The sequence below is a fragment of the Priestia megaterium genome, from assembly GCF_046599315.1.
Lineage (GTDB): Bacteria > Bacillota > Bacilli > Bacillales > Bacillaceae_H > Priestia > Priestia megaterium_F.
The window spans coordinates 65,040-79,335 of the sequence record NZ_JBKIKC010000007.1 but is presented as its reverse complement, the minus strand read 5'-3'; the positions used below and the strand labels follow the sequence as shown (position 1 = coordinate 79,335).

At 36.1% G+C, this 14,296-nt stretch carries 15 protein-coding genes, 1 tRNA gene and 1 rRNA gene; 13 read left to right on the top strand and 4 right to left on the bottom strand.

The features are described 5' to 3' along the window. Positions 1 to 18: 18 nt before the first annotated feature. The 7 genes from rrf (at position 19) to ACLHDF_RS19630 (ending at position 5,062) form a co-directional block, all read left to right on the top strand. Positions 19 to 134, top strand: a 5S ribosomal RNA gene (gene rrf, locus ACLHDF_RS19660). A gap of 11 nt (positions 135 to 145) precedes the next feature. After that, positions 146 to 222: transfer RNA gene (locus ACLHDF_RS19655), tRNA-Met, on the top strand. 138 nt (positions 223 to 360) lie between these two features. Next, the gene (locus ACLHDF_RS19650; protein ID WP_413920366.1) at positions 361 to 966 is read left to right on the top strand and encodes a hypothetical protein; all 606 of its coding nucleotides are present in this window, start codon (positions 361 to 363) and stop codon (positions 964 to 966) included. A 343-nt stretch (positions 967 to 1,309) separates the two neighbouring features. Continuing rightward, a complete protein-coding gene (locus tag ACLHDF_RS19645) occupies positions 1,310 to 1,807 on the top strand; it encodes a GNAT family N-acetyltransferase (protein ID WP_413920365.1) in 498 nt (165 codons plus the stop codon). 625 nt (positions 1,808 to 2,432) lie between these two features. Further along, positions 2,433 to 3,728, top strand: a complete 1,296-nt coding sequence (locus ACLHDF_RS19640) for a LysM peptidoglycan-binding domain-containing protein (RefSeq protein ID WP_413920364.1) — start codon at positions 2,433 to 2,435, stop codon at positions 3,726 to 3,728. 208 nt (positions 3,729 to 3,936) lie between these two features. Beyond that, complete coding sequence (locus tag ACLHDF_RS19635) at positions 3,937 to 4,701, top strand: D-alanyl-D-alanine carboxypeptidase family protein (protein ID WP_413920363.1); 765 nt, start codon at positions 3,937 to 3,939, stop codon at positions 4,699 to 4,701. A gap of 226 nt (positions 4,702 to 4,927) precedes the next feature. Then, positions 4,928 to 5,062: a YjcZ family sporulation protein gene (locus tag ACLHDF_RS19630; RefSeq protein WP_116373288.1), complete on the top strand. Its 135-nt coding sequence runs from the start codon at positions 4,928 to 4,930 to the stop codon at positions 5,060 to 5,062. A 53-nt stretch (positions 5,063 to 5,115) separates the two neighbouring features. Here the strand turns inward: ACLHDF_RS19630 and ACLHDF_RS19625 are convergent, their stop codons facing one another. Beyond that, a complete protein-coding gene (locus ACLHDF_RS19625; protein ID WP_413920362.1) occupies positions 5,116 to 5,652 on the bottom strand; it encodes an SH3 domain-containing protein in 537 nt (178 codons plus the stop codon). 162 nt (positions 5,653 to 5,814) lie between these two features. Further along, positions 5,815 to 5,985, bottom strand: a complete 171-nt coding sequence (locus tag ACLHDF_RS19620) for a hypothetical protein (RefSeq protein WP_413920361.1) — start codon at positions 5,983 to 5,985, stop codon at positions 5,815 to 5,817. A gap of 147 nt (positions 5,986 to 6,132) precedes the next feature. Between ACLHDF_RS19620 and ACLHDF_RS19615 the strand changes: the two genes are divergently transcribed. The 4 genes from ACLHDF_RS19615 to ACLHDF_RS19600 all read left to right on the top strand — a co-directional run bounded on the left by ACLHDF_RS19615 (position 6,133) and on the right by ACLHDF_RS19600 (position 9,859). After that, positions 6,133 to 6,963 carry a GNAT family N-acetyltransferase gene (locus tag ACLHDF_RS19615; RefSeq protein WP_413920360.1) on the top strand — a complete coding sequence of 277 codons (831 nt, stop codon included), beginning with the start codon at positions 6,133 to 6,135 and terminating at the stop codon, positions 6,961 to 6,963. A 454-nt stretch (positions 6,964 to 7,417) separates the two neighbouring features. Continuing rightward, a complete protein-coding gene (gene cls / locus ACLHDF_RS19610; protein ID WP_413920359.1) occupies positions 7,418 to 8,869 on the top strand; it encodes a cardiolipin synthase in 1,452 nt (483 codons plus the stop codon). A gap of 192 nt (positions 8,870 to 9,061) precedes the next feature. Next, a complete protein-coding gene (locus ACLHDF_RS19605; protein ID WP_413920358.1) occupies positions 9,062 to 9,553 on the top strand; it encodes a general stress protein in 492 nt (163 codons plus the stop codon). Between the two features lie 78 nt (positions 9,554 to 9,631). Next, on the top strand, positions 9,632 to 9,859 hold the full coding sequence (locus ACLHDF_RS19600) for a hypothetical protein (protein WP_413920357.1): 228 nt from the start codon (positions 9,632 to 9,634) through the stop codon (positions 9,857 to 9,859). Between the two features lie 229 nt (positions 9,860 to 10,088). Here ACLHDF_RS19600 and ACLHDF_RS19595 read toward each other — a convergent pair whose 3' ends face one another. Beyond that, positions 10,089 to 10,298, bottom strand: a complete 210-nt coding sequence (locus ACLHDF_RS19595) for a small, acid-soluble spore protein, alpha/beta type (protein ID WP_413920356.1) — start codon at positions 10,296 to 10,298, stop codon at positions 10,089 to 10,091. A 177-nt stretch (positions 10,299 to 10,475) separates the two neighbouring features. Here ACLHDF_RS19595 and ACLHDF_RS19590 point away from each other — a divergent pair, with 177 nt between their 5' ends. Next, positions 10,476 to 11,474 carry a LacI family DNA-binding transcriptional regulator gene (locus ACLHDF_RS19590; RefSeq protein WP_413920487.1) on the top strand — a complete coding sequence of 333 codons (999 nt, stop codon included), beginning with the start codon at positions 10,476 to 10,478 and terminating at the stop codon, positions 11,472 to 11,474. A gap of 63 nt (positions 11,475 to 11,537) precedes the next feature. On the opposite strand, the gene ACLHDF_RS19585 is transcribed toward ACLHDF_RS19590, so the two are convergent. Then, positions 11,538 to 12,818: an MFS transporter gene (locus tag ACLHDF_RS19585; protein WP_413920355.1), complete on the bottom strand. Its 1,281-nt coding sequence runs from the start codon at positions 12,816 to 12,818 to the stop codon at positions 11,538 to 11,540. A gap of 433 nt (positions 12,819 to 13,251) precedes the next feature. On the opposite strand from ACLHDF_RS19585, the gene iolG reads away from it, so the two are divergent. Beyond that, positions 13,252 to 14,274 carry an inositol 2-dehydrogenase gene (iolG, locus tag ACLHDF_RS19580; RefSeq protein ID WP_413920354.1) on the top strand — a complete coding sequence of 341 codons (1,023 nt, stop codon included), beginning with the start codon at positions 13,252 to 13,254 and terminating at the stop codon, positions 14,272 to 14,274. Positions 14,275 to 14,296 lie beyond the last annotated feature (22 nt).

The following is a 14,296-nucleotide window of genomic DNA, read 5'->3' as shown; positions in this document are numbered from 1 at the left end:
TGAGAGAGCAATCTCTTGTCTGGTGGCGATAGCGAAGAGGTCACACCCGTTCCCATACCGAACACGGAAGTTAAGCTCTTTAGCGCCGATGGTAGTTGGGACTTTGTCCCTGTGAGAGTAGGACGTTGCCAGGCATTTTTATTATCGCGGGGTGGAGCAGTTCGGTAGCTCGTCGGGCTCATAACCCGAAGGTCGCAGGTTCAAATCCTGTCCCCGCAACCAAATTAACTTTTATACATACTTGAATATATCATTACTATCCTTAGGCATAGCCTAAGGATTTTTTGTTTGACTATATTTATAAACACTTGTTTAGGTTATGATATAAGATAGTGATGCAGATTAAGCAGGAGGTTTTTTATGTTACAAAGCAATATTCAAACTTATATTGAAAAAGAAATGAACGTTCAAGGTCAATCTTTATCTCTATATCAAGAAGAAAAGGAATATGCGTTGCAAAAAGAGTTGATACCGCAAAACCAGACAATAGAAGAAAAAGAAGCATCTTTACGTTTTAAAGATTCTTATATCGAAAGAGTAGATAAGGAAACAGAAGAGCTGATTTTAGAAGAATCTCCTCTTTCGTTTTTAGATACTCCTATTTCTTACTTGAAAGAACACAGAAGTGAATTTCTATATGTAGAATCAAAATGGTTTGAATTTATTAAGCTTGATGGATGTTCTTTGGAAGTGGATGATGTGTTTGGCACATATAAAGTATTAACTGGGTTACATATTCAAAAAAAATTCGGTTCTCTATTAAAACAATTTTTTGCTAAGGAGCTTAACGAAAGTCCAACAAGCGTTCAGCTTTTATTTAATGATAAAGATGGATTATGGGATGTAAATATTGAATTAGATGCTATAAAAGAGTTTGATGAGAAAATGTCGATAGGTGAAGCTCTCGTTCTTACGTATCGTTTTTTATTTCATTTGGTGGAGTATGTAGAGGACGCAAAAGCTTAAGAAATGATGATTACTTTCACTGTAAAGCATAGAAATTATTTTCTATGTTTTTTTGATAGGTGATACGTAATGAAGGTTAAATGAAGCTGGAAACACATTTACATCTCTATGTTTTTATGGAATGATAAAGAGTACCTTTACATATAGACTGATATGAGTGAAGGGCAACTATCAGGAAGCTTTCTAGTTCTTTAAGAATGCAGCTCACATATTAGCTGTGAGTAGCACTCAGGGCAAGAAAGCTTCCGTAGGATGAAGTATAATATATACATACAGGAACTATTTTTAACTCTATGAAAAATGTCTGCTGACGTATGGGATTATAAATAAAGAGGGGATGTTCATGTTATTAAGAAAAATAAAGTCTGAAGAATTAGCAGAAGTATATCAAATGGGATACGCCGCATGGCCTAAAGGGAGGACGTACAAAGAGTATGTTAGAGATAATCAAAAAGAAGAAACATATGGAATTCGGTATGTATACGTAAATGAAGAGAATCAAATTATTGGTTCATTTATTTTGCTTCTTTTACAAACTCCTCGATTAAAGTTTGTTTTACATGGTATTGGATCCGTTGTGGTACATCAGCTTTATCAACGAATGGGGTATGGTCGAGACATGCTTGAAGACTTTTTTAAAAAGATGAAAATAGAGAAGCGCAGCGCTATTTTTATGCTTTATAGCGATATTCTGCCTGAATATTATCATCAATTTGGGTTTAAGGAGCTCCCTCCTCATTTACAACGTTATCCTAAATCCGTTGCTATGGTAAATTGCAGCGAGTCACAATATGCATACTTAAGTAATCAATCCATAGAAGACATACCGGACTATTTTTAAAAGGTATGTCTTTTTTTATATTATTTATCGCAAATCTTTAACTGGCAATGTTACATTTTTAAAAGGCGACATTAAAGTATATTTGGAACTACGAGTGTTTTAGAACAATTAGATTATCTGGCCTCTCCATTTATTTCATGAGGGTTCCTAATGTCAATGTCTTCAATCGATAACGGATACACAACGATTCAATTCCTTTTCTTACTTTTGGGATATATGAATAGGAGTGGAAAAACTCAGTTTCGCTTGTCAAGCTCAGGTTCAGCAGGCTTTTAAGTGATGTAGTTGAAATTTACGAAGGCGACCATTCTGCATATGCTCCAACTTTAACTGTTTCATATAAGTAAAAAACCCTTCTAAAAGCTCAATGTTTTTAGAAGGGTTTTTGATTTATAAGTTACTTTTATCACCGGATACAACCCCAACTTTTTATAGATTTTTCGTCAAATTTTGACATGATTTTGATGAAATTTAATCATTATTCAAAAGTGAATTGTCAGAAATATTACAAGAAAATGTTTAAAATTAATTAAATTCGTAATAAAAGTAAAATATTCCTGTAATGGAAGTGAAATGAACAGGTGGTATCATTCAGTCATTGAGTAAATAAGGAGGTATTCGGAAAATGAAGAAATTTGTATTTACTCTAGGGACAACGGCAATTCTTTCAGCAGGATTTGTAGGTGCGGCATCTGCCTCTACAAGCGGAACGTATGAAGTACAAAAAGGTGACACTTTATGGAAAATCGCTCAAAATCATAATGTGAGCGTAGACGAGCTAAAAGATGCTAATAACTTAACATCAACACTAATTTATCCAAATCAGACATTAAACTTATCTAGCATAAAAGAAATCGTACATACTGTAAAACGTGGTGACACTTTGTGGTCAATCGGTCAACATTATGGCGTAACAGTAGAAGAAATTAAAGAATGGAACGGCTTAACATCAGACTTAGTTTTCCCTGGAGAACAATTTAAAATTAAAACGGCAAAAGCAGCTCAATCTCAAACAGCTAGTGCGCCAGTAGCAAAGGCAGCTCCACAAGCGCAGCAGTCTCAATCGGCACAAGCTCAGCAAGAACAAGCAGCACAAGAACAAGCACAAAAAGAACAAGAGCAAGCTCAAGCAGCAGCACAAGCACAGGCAGCACAAGAGCAAGCACAAAAAGAACAAGAGCAAGCTCAAGTAGCAGCACAAGCACAGGCAGCACAAGAGCAAGCACAAAAAGAACAAGAGCAAGCTCAAGCAGCGGCACAAGCACAGGCAGCACAAGAGCAAGCACAAAAAGAACAAGAGCAAGCTCAAGCAGCAGCACAAGCACAGACAGCACAAGAGCAAGCACAAAAAGAACAAGAGCAAGCTCAAGCAGCAGCACAAGCACAGGCAGCACAAGAGCAAGCACAAAAAGAACAAGAGCAAGCTCAAGCAGCGGCACAAGCACAGGCAGCACAAGAGCAAGCACAAAAAGAACAAGAGCAAGCTCAAGCAGCAGCACAAGCACAGGCAGCACAAGAGCAAGCTCAAGCAGCAGCACAAGCACAGGCAGCACAAGAGCAAGCACAAAAAGAACAAGCAGCTCAGCAGCAGCAACAAGCTCAACAACAGCAGTCTCAACCGCAAGCTAGCGGCAAGTCTATGACTGTTGAGGCAACAGCTTATACGGCTAACTGTGCTGGGTGCAGTGGTACAACAGCTACTGGAGTAAATTTAAAATCAAATCCAAATCAACGAGTAATTGCGGTTGATCCTAGCGTTATTCCATTAGGTTCAAAAGTATACGTTGAAGGTTATGGTCAAGCTGTAGCAGCAGATACGGGTGGCGCAATCAAAGGAAATCGAATCGATGTATTCGTTTCTTCAGACAGTGCTGCACAAGACTGGGGCAGAAGATCAGTTAAAATTACAGTTATCGACTAATACTAGTCTTATAGAATAGAAGTAAAAAGAGATGTCTTTTAGAAGACATCTCTTTTTTATGTTTAAAAATAAACGTTTGAAAAAAATAGGTCCGGGCATACTGAAATTTACAGCAGGAATTAGTTTGTTATATTGGTAAACATTTACTAATTTATATACAATGTTTGAGTGTGTTAAAAAGCCGAAAATATGTCAGGAGTATAGAAATATGAAAATTTATAAAAAAGTGGCTTTACTAATAGTGCTGGGTGTTATTGCAGGATTCTCATATCTAGGCTATCAAGGATTATTTCAGCATGAGGATCATTTAAATACGTCTGATTCAAATAATCCTTTATCTTCTTCTAAACAGAAGCAAAATAGCATAGAAGTTGTAGGTAACCCAGAATCCATTGCGGTGTTAGTAAACAAGCAAAATCTTCTTCCTGATCACTATGAACCCACTGACCTTGTGTACCCAGATGTCCGGTTTATATTTAAAGAAAAAATTGAAAAACGCCAAATGCGTAAAGAAGCAGCAAAAGCTTTAGAGAGAATGTTTTCAGATGCTGAACGAGAGGGAATTTACCTAGCCGGTGTCTCTGCCTATCGTTCTCAAAGCCGACAAGAATCTCTTTATCAAGCGTATATAAAACAAGATGGAGAAGCGGCAGCTAATCATTATAGCGCCCATCCAGGTAGTAGTGAACATCAGACTGGTTTAAGTATAGATGTATCAAGCAGCACCGGTAAGTGTGCTGCCCAAGATTGTTTTAAAGATGCTCCTGAAGCCAAATGGGTTGAAAAAAATTCATATAAATATGGATATATTGTTCGCTATCCAAAAGGAAAGCAGCAGATTACAGGTTATAAATATGAGCCGTGGCATATACGATTTGTCGGAAAAGAACTCGCTTCTAAAGTGTATAAAAAAGGAATTACGTTAGAAGAATATTATAATGACTACATGCAAGTCGATAATCCAGTTCAATAAAAAAAGAAGAGTTATACACTCTTCTTTTTTTATTGTTGGAAGATACCCTTACTTCAAGAGCATGAATTGAGGGAAGATGTTGAGATGAACTACGGGATGCTGCATCCTATGCTGTACTAGTAAATGAGTTAACGCTTATAAATTATAGTGAATTTTGTGATAAACAATACTCATGTTCGCTTTCATTTCCCTTCACATATTCTACAAAAAAGGGAGGTGAAAGAAAATGAGTTTTTACGGAGGTTATGGTTATGGTTATGGTTATGGTTACGGAGCAGGTCACGGAAGTAGCTTTGCGTTAATTGTTGTCCTATTTATTTTACTAATTATCATCGGTGCTTCATGGGCAGGGCACTATTAATAAGATGTCGATAAATAAACTCCCTTGAAGTAATTCAAGGGAGTTATCTGTTTTTATCTATAGTTAGGTAACTGTAAGTATGGAATGCTTACATATCCTTTAAAGCCATTGTATTCTACAAATGCCCAATCAAATGAAAGCTTGTTATCTTTTGAGTAGCCCCAAGCCAAGAAGCTGACGCTTTTTCCTTTAGGAATAGTGGTTACAACCTTGTTGCTTGTGCTAGGCCCTGTACGTAAATTAAGGTTAGCAGCTGTATAAACAATAGTAGGGACCTTCATTAAATAGGAAGTACTGATATACCCGGTGTCGCCAATTATTTTAATGGCAGCCCAGTCTGCATTTACAAACTTGACTACTTCGATTTGATCTTTTTTTCTTAATGTATCAAGAATCTTTCCTTTGGTACTAGGTTCTGAACGTATATTGAGTACGTTTGCTGTCACTTCATATACGCTGAACGGTGCGTTTATCTTCTCTGCTGCACTTGCTGTTTGCTCGTGGGTGAATGGTAGTGTGCCAGATAGGGATGAAAAGGTAAAGCCGGCTGCTAATGTGAGAACCCATATAGATTTTGTAACTGTCTTCATACAAATATCCAACTCCTTAGTGAAATAGGTAATATCTTTTCTATAACAGTAAGAATAAGGAATACTTGTTTCTAAATTGTTACCAACATGCATCTGAGTTATAAATTTATAAAAGTCTATGAAAAGGTTTAGTTCACAGACTTTTTAAGAGCTTTATCTGGACTATTCCTCGCTATCCTCTGTTGATTTATAAAAAGAAAAATATACAAAAACAGATAGTACTGTTCCATAAATGCTCCACAAAGCTAAAGCAAAAATAAATTCTTTCTGCAGGCAATAAATAATCGTTAAAGCAACTAGTGCAATAAAACTTATTAAAATGGTCTTTTTCATAAGCACCCCGCCTATTTAGTTTGATTACTCTATATGCTTTTTGATCTTGCTTTACCCTATAATTATTCGGCTATTGCACTAAAGATGAAAGGAAAAAGTTAAATAAAGCCGAACTTATAATAAAAAGAAGGATGCAGGAGGATTTGTATGTTACAACAACATGTACTAGAAGATATACAAAAGCTACAGTCTATTTGCGAACAAGAAGAAAAAATAGAGCTGAAACTGAATTTTGATATGTTACGAAGTCGAAAACAAAATGAAGTTAACGATTTTTTTCATTATGAAGATAATCAGCTTGTTGGATTTATTGGTCTTTATGGGTTCGGGAATACAGTAGAAATATGTGGAATGGTCGCTCCTAGCTATCGTAGAAAAAAGATTTTTTCAAAGCTGTTTTCTCAAGCTTTACATAACTGTAAGAAGAGTGAGTATACAGAGATTTTATTAAATGCTCCTGGTCATTCGGTTTCAGGCAAGGAGTTCTTAAAACAAATTCCATGTTCATTTACTTTTTCCGAATATCAAATGAAGTGGATAAAAAAAGAATTAGAAGATGATAATCCCTTTGTTACCCTTCGCTCTTCAGAGTCAGATACAGATTTGGAAATAGAAATACAAGTTGATATGGAATGCTTTGGTATGTCCTCAGCAGAAGCCACTGCTTATTATGAGCAAACAAAAATGGAGGCGCAGCAACACCATTTTATCGTAGCGTACAATAGTCAGGCAGTTGGGAAGTTAAGGGTATCTTATGATAAAAGTGAAGCATGGATCCATGGGTTTGGTATTTTACCTTCCTATCAAAAATTAGGAATAGGAAAAGCTGCTTTAAAACAAGTTATTTTACAGCAGCATCAGCTAGGATATGATGTATTTCTTGAGGTTGAAGCAAAAAACAAACGCGCTTTGCAACTTTACGAAACATGTGGTTTCAATTCATATCACGTGCAGGATTATTACGTATACAGCTTGTAGATAAAAACACGGAAATCTTAGATTTTCGTGTTTTTATCTACATATTAGGCAATATGTGCTTTTTTGAGTAAATAATGAGAAAGTAGAGAAAAAGTGATACGCCAGTTGATAAAAACAGTGAAGGTCATAGATAGGAGCACTGCAAGTAACACGTAAGAATACCTCAAATAAATACTTTTTTAAATGATTAATAAGCCGTATATCTAAGGTTCATACTGATAAATATGCATTGATGAAACTAAGAAGAATAAAAAAACAAATTATTCCTCTCTGTTTTTATACGTAACGCAAAAAAGTAAATACTTTATATTTTGAGTATAGCAAAAAATAATAAAGTTTGGATGCTAAAGATGAAAAAGGAAGCTATCTGTGTTATGTATAGTAAGGTGAATGAGAACGTTAAAAAAGGGAATGAGTTAATAAAGCAATGTAGTAGAAAGAAAGGAGTAAAAGGATGGAATTTGCCCATATCTTTACGCTAACAGTATCTGTTGTGACAGCTATTAATATTTTATTAGCCGGTATTCTTATTTTCATCGAACGAAGGGATATAGGATCTACATGGGCGTGGCTTCTTATTTTATTTTTTATACCGATTGTTGGCTTCATTGTATATCTGTTCTTTGGAAGACAGCTAAAACAGAAAAATTTTTATAAATTGTCATCTGATGAGCGGGAATATTTAAGGTCTTCGGTGGATGAGCAATTAAAAGAACTCAAAGCTACCAATGAATATCGAAATGATTTGTTGATTCAACATAATAAACTATTGTTCACTAATTTAAATTCTTCTAAGTCACTCGTGCGTACCGACAATGAAATTGATATCTTTAGTGACGGTAATCAGAAGTTTGATGTATTGTTTGAGGACATTCGAAATGCTAAAAAAGAAATTAATATTCAATATTATATTATTCAGCGAGATAATCTTGGAAGAAAATTAAGAGATGAGCTAACAAAAAAAGCAAAAGAAGGCATAAAGGTTCGTATTCTTTATGATGAAGTAGGATCTAGAAAAATGACGCCATCATTTTTTAAGGAGCTTATCTCATATGGCGGCGAAGCACAGGCATTTTTCCCTTCGATTCTTCGCTTGATTAATTTTCGTATTAACAATCGAAATCATCGAAAGCTTTGTATTATTGATGGTGAGGTAGCGTACATAGGAGGGTTTAACGTAGGAGATGAATATCTAGGGTTAGATCCAAAAATGGGTTATTGGAGAGATACTCATTTTCGCATTAAAGGAGAATCAGTGAACGATATTCAAGGAAGATTCATTTTAGATTGGCATCAAGCAACAAAGCAGCCAATTGAACTTGAACAATTTTTGCATCGTACAGAAACGCATTCCGGAACGGTTCCTGTACAAATTGTAGCAAGCGGTCCTAACTCGACTACTCAGCATTTGAAAAATATGTATATCTCATTGATTATGTCGGCCAAAGAAAGTGTATACCTTCAAACGCCTTACTTTATTCCAGACGCAAGCTTTATGGACGCTTGTAAAATTGCTTTATTATCTGGAGTAGACATTCATATTATGATTCCAAACAAACCCGATCATCCTTTTGTTTATTGGGCTACTTGGTCTCAAGTAGGTGAGCTGCTGACATACGGTGCAAATATTTATCTCTATGAAAAAGGCTTTTTGCATGCTAAAACGATTGTAGTAGATAATGAAGTGTCTTCTGTAGGGACGACGAATATTGATCCGCGAAGTTTCAGTCTTAATTTTGAAGTGAATGCAGTTGTATATGACCAACCTATTGCTGAAAAGTTGCAGAACCTGTTTCTTGAAGATGTGCAATTTAGTTCAAAATTAACACTTGAACGATATAAGGAGCGCTCTCTTTTTATAAAATTTAAAGAAGCAGTATCTCGCTTACTGTCACCAATTTTATAGTGTGAATTATTGGTATCACGAAAAGACTTGAATTATTATATTCAAGTCTTTTAGTTTATTGGTTTTTCCTTGAAAGGAGAGCTTTGCTGTTTGTATAAACGAGAGATAAATTTTAAAAAGTTTTACCAAAAAATCCAAGGGTATTAATACTATAACAAGCTAAAAAATAATAATACCTGGGAGGAATAAAAAATGACCAAAAATGTGATAGGTACGTATAACTCAGAAGAAGCTGTTATTACAGCGATTCGAAATTTAAAAACACAGGGGTATCCGGACAGTGCACTTTCTGTTTTGACAAACAGTGGACAGCATCATGAAAATACAGAAGCGATTGAGCATTATGCAGGAATCAATGTGCAAATAGTTGATACAGATCAAAATTCAAAGCACCATCAATCGTTTATGGACAAAATAAAAAATGCTTTTACGCCAGCTGAAGAAAAAATGGATCAAGATGTTAACCGAATCGAAAATCAATTAATCGAATATGGTGTACCTGCTGCAGAAGCTCCCTCGTATGTATCTGATCTTAAAAAAGGAAAAGTTTTGCTGATGGTAGACGCAGTTGAGCATGATAAGCACAATTCCGCTCTCGGACAAACGGTGATACCTGCTGAAAAATCAGCTGACCCAATGAATAAAAAAATGCTATACGGCAATCACGAAAATAAAGTAAAGTAACGTTGAAGTAGTCCACTGAGAAAATAAAAGAAGAATGCGTTCTTAAATAAAAGCTAGTTAATGAAAGGAAGGGGACCGATGAGAAATCTAGAAAAAACGGAATATGAACTTGACTATCTAAAACAGCAGCAAGAAGTTAATCAAGAGCTCATCAAAGTTTCACAGTCTCTTGTCGCTACATTAAAACAGTATGAAGAAGAACCGAACAATACAGAAGTTTTAGCTGTTATCGCTGATTTAGAAGGTCAGCAAGAACAGCTCAAAGCAAAGACCGAAAAGATATCTAAAGAGCTTGCAAATTTATAAAACATCGAAAGAAGTTCCCATGAAAGGAACTTCTTTTGATGTTTTGTCATAAACAATCTATTGAAAGAGAAAAAGAACCTTATATAACGCGATGTGAACGTTATGGGGATAATAGTTTTGTTTTAGATACATATAGAAGAGAAGAAACGCAGTAAAGGATTATAAAAAAATGGGAAAAGGAAGAGCGGTCATTCGCTCTTCCTCCAGCCGTATTGCTTATGATAGTGATTTAGAAACGTCCGCCGCCAAGTTGCTGTTCAGCCATTTGCACAAGGCGTTTTGTGATTTCGCCGCCCACAGAGCCGTTTGCGCGGGCAGTTGCGTCCGGACCAAGAGTTACGCCAAATTCGCTAGCGATCTCATATTTCATTTGATCGATTGCTTGTTGAGCACCATGTACTACTAATTCGTTGCTGCTCTTATTTCTGCTGTTTGCCATCATAATCAACTCCTTTTATAAGGTTAAGATTATGATTTGATTAATAGATAGTTTTTATACATAAAATAAAAAAATTTTTTCAAGGACTTATAGAATATGCTTATGGTAATATATAAAACGATTGAATGCTTTCGTGATAAAATAAGGGAAGAGATCATGAAGAAAGGAACAGTGAAAGTGAAACCAACCATTTACGATGTTGCGAAAAAAGCAGGGGTATCGATAGCCACTGTATCCAAAGTAATCAATCAGACAGGACGTATTAGTGAAAAAACGATAAAAAAAGTAAATGAAGTAATGATGGAATTAGATTATCAGCCTAGCAGTGTCGCAGCTGCGTTAACAGGGAAAAAGACGTACACGATCGGCGTGCTAGTTCCTGATATCTCTAATCCTTTTTTCGCAGAGGTAGCAAGAGCTTTTGAGAATAGTGCTAGAGCAGCGGGATACACGCTTTTTTTATGCAGTACAGATCATCAAACGGCACGGGAGCATGAATACATAGATCTTTTATTTAAAAAACAAGTAGATGGAATCATTATTGCAACCGAACTAAATGATACGAGGCTTGTAAAGAAAATTGTTAAGCATGATGTACCACTTGTATTGTTTTCAGTTGACCATCCTTCTATCTCCACGCATGTAGTCACGATTGATAACGTTCGCGGAGGGTATATCGCAGGTAAGTATTTAATAGGAAAAGGTCATCAATTGGTAACGATTATGACTGAAAAAGATAGAAAAAGTAGTGAAGGACGATTGGCAGGATTTAAACAAGCACTTATAGAAGCAGGTTTGTCACTAGAAACTCAGTCCATTATCAGCTGTTATTCAACAGTGGAAGATAGCAGAAAAGCAAGTCAACAGCTGCTTTCTTTGCCTAATAGGCCGACAGCGGTTTTTGCATGTACGGATTTAATTGGGGTGTCGCTCATAAACGAGGCAAGGAAGCAGGGGCTTTCGATTCCAGGGGATTTATCGGTAATTGGATTTGATAATACGATTTATGCTGATATTGCTGAGCCAGGTTTGACAACGATTGAACAGCCCATTTCTCAGATGGCAGCTAGTACGTTTGAACAGCTGTTAAAATCTATGAAAAAAGAAGAGTACGCCAAGCAGCGAGTAACGATTATTCCAGAACTAGTAGAACGTGCGTCGGTAAAAAAATTATAAAGCAGAGAAGATAAAAAAGCTGCAGGTGCTGGGGCACCTGCAGCTTTTTCTACTTATCCATATTTATAGAGAGACCTGACTTTTGACTTCGTTTATTGTGTCACCTTTAATAGTTGTTTCTGTTGGAATCGTAAGAAACCCAGTTAAAAAAGCACCAAAGAAGTATAAGCAAGCAAAGATCCAAATCACGCCGCCTGTCCCTAAAAGGCCAATGAAAACGGTCACAATTAAAGGACCTACAAAAGCAGAAAGTCCAGATCCTAAGTTCAACACGGACATCGCAGCTCCTTTATTCTCAGGAGCTAAAGAAGGCACTAATGCTGTAAGAGGAACATATCCTGCTAGTGTTGCACCGTAACAGCATGCGACAATCATCATCACCCAATAATTATGTCCTACGAATTGCGGTACATAGTAAAGAGCAAGCGTTACTATTCCGCATCCTACGCCGCCAAACCATTTGATTGTATTTACCCAGCCGAATTTATCTCCAACAATACCAAAAATAATATTAAAAGCCATATTCACGAAAAATAATGTACCCCAGATTTGCAGCCATTCACTCATTGTAAAATCATGTTTCATCATATACGTTGGCAAGAAAACAACAAATCCAAATTGAGCAGCAGAGTTAATAATCTTTACAATTCCTCCGATGCCTACTTTAGGATTCTCAAATGCAATTGTAATCCCTTTCATTAACTCTTTTGTTTTATTATCACTTACTTTTTGTACGGTAAATCTGTCTTTATTCATGATAATTGAAAAGACTCCACCAATCACAACAAAAAGTAAACCGCTCCACAACGTAGCGATTTCGCCGATTTTCGGAACCATGTAACTGGAGTAAAAAGCTCCGATTACGCTTAAACCAAGTTGGAAGACAAACCAAAACCAACCGACTGCTTTTGAAAGCATTTCCTGAGGCGTGCGGTAAGACACCCAGACTAAGAATGAGTAGGAAAATAAAGGGTAACCGAATCCTCTAAGAGCATAACAAATTAATATAATTGTGTAATTCATAATATGAAGTCCTAAACCTATAAATCCAATCGAACCAATAATAAAGGATATTAATCCGAATGTCATTGCTTTTCTAGGTCCCCACAGTTGAACAAGTACGCCGGAGAACCAAGAAGAAACAGAGACTGTAATACCATAAACAGTAAAAAGTAAAGCTGCATGTTCAATGGTTAAACCTCTTTCTACAAGATAAGGAGATAACCACCCTTGTTCTAAGCCATCACCAATCATAAAAACAATAATACCTATGTATCCCCACGTTAAATGAGAAGGGATCCCAATCCTGTCTAGAGCCGTTTTTCTGGAAATAAATTCATTCATTTTCCACACCACCAGATCGATTATTTTGTTTAAAACATCAAACTAATTTGGTTAAGCGCTTAATCTATTTGATAAAAAAAGTATACGCTTACATTTTTTAAACGTCAATTAAAAATTTAAATATATATAATTTTCAATCAAATAATCCTATCAGTAAAAGCATTGGAAAATGAGATAATAATCCTTTATTTAGTTACAAAAATACTTAAATATAGTGAATTTCTTTATACTTCCGCAATAAATAGATAAAAAATAAAAATAGGTTTTTAATAGTATACGTTTAGATGATTGAAAAACAAATATTCTAAATAATCTATAAAAAAGTGTTTGCTTTTCGTAAAACGTTATGTATAATTGAAAACAGGAAAGCGCTTAACCTACATTGAGGTTTGAGCGAATGTTTTCTTAACTTTTAATTAAAGGAGAAAATAAGATGGGGATTCTTACAATTGGAATAATTGGTGCTGGAAGAATAGGTAAATTACACGTTGATAATTTAAAATTAATGCCGCAAATAAAAATTAAAGCGGTTTCAGATGTGGTAGTAGACCATTTACATGAATGGGCTGCGAGTAAAGGAGTTTTGACGTTAACTACCAATTATCAAGATTTGTTAGCGGATCCAGAAATTGATGCCGTTTTCATTTGTTCGCCCACGAATACGCATGCATCTATTATTAAAGAAGCTGCTCGAGCGAAAAAACATATTTTCTGTGAAAAGCCCGTTAGTTTTTCAGTAGAAGAAACAATTCAAGCGTTAGAAGTAGTAAAAGAACACGGCGTGCAGCTTCAAGTTGGATTTAACAGACGTTTTGATCCCAACTTTAAAAAAGTACATGATCTTGTACAGCAAGGGGAAGTAGGACAGCCGCATATTTTAAAAATTACGTCCAGAGATCCTCAGCCGCCGAGTCCGGAATATGTTCGCGCTTCAGGAGGACTGTTCATGGATATGATGATTCATGATTTTGATATGGCTCGTTATGTAATGGGCAGCGAAGTGGTAGAAGTATCGGCTTACGGAACAACGCTCATCGATCCTGCTATTGAAGAAGCAGGAGATATCGATACGGCAATTGTGTCATTAAAATTTGCAAATGGAGCTTTAGGTGTAATTGATAACAGTCGTCAAGCTGTCTACGGTTACGATCAGCGCCTTGAAGTTTTTGGCGAAAAAGGTGCAGCTGCTGCTGACAACTGCCGTCCCACTACAGTAGAAATATCAACAGGCAAAAGTGTAGTCAAAGAGAAGCCGCTATATTTCTTCCTTGAGCGCTATACACAGGCGTACATAGATGAAGTAACACAGTTTGCAAGAGCAATTATGGAAAATCAAAGCGTTATTTGTACAGGAAACGATGGATTACAAGCAGAACGAATTGCTAAAGCAGCAAAAGAATCTCTACTATCAGGACATCCAGTGAAGATTGAACATAAAAAGTACGCGGTGAATTAATGCTGGTAAACCTGGGGTGAAA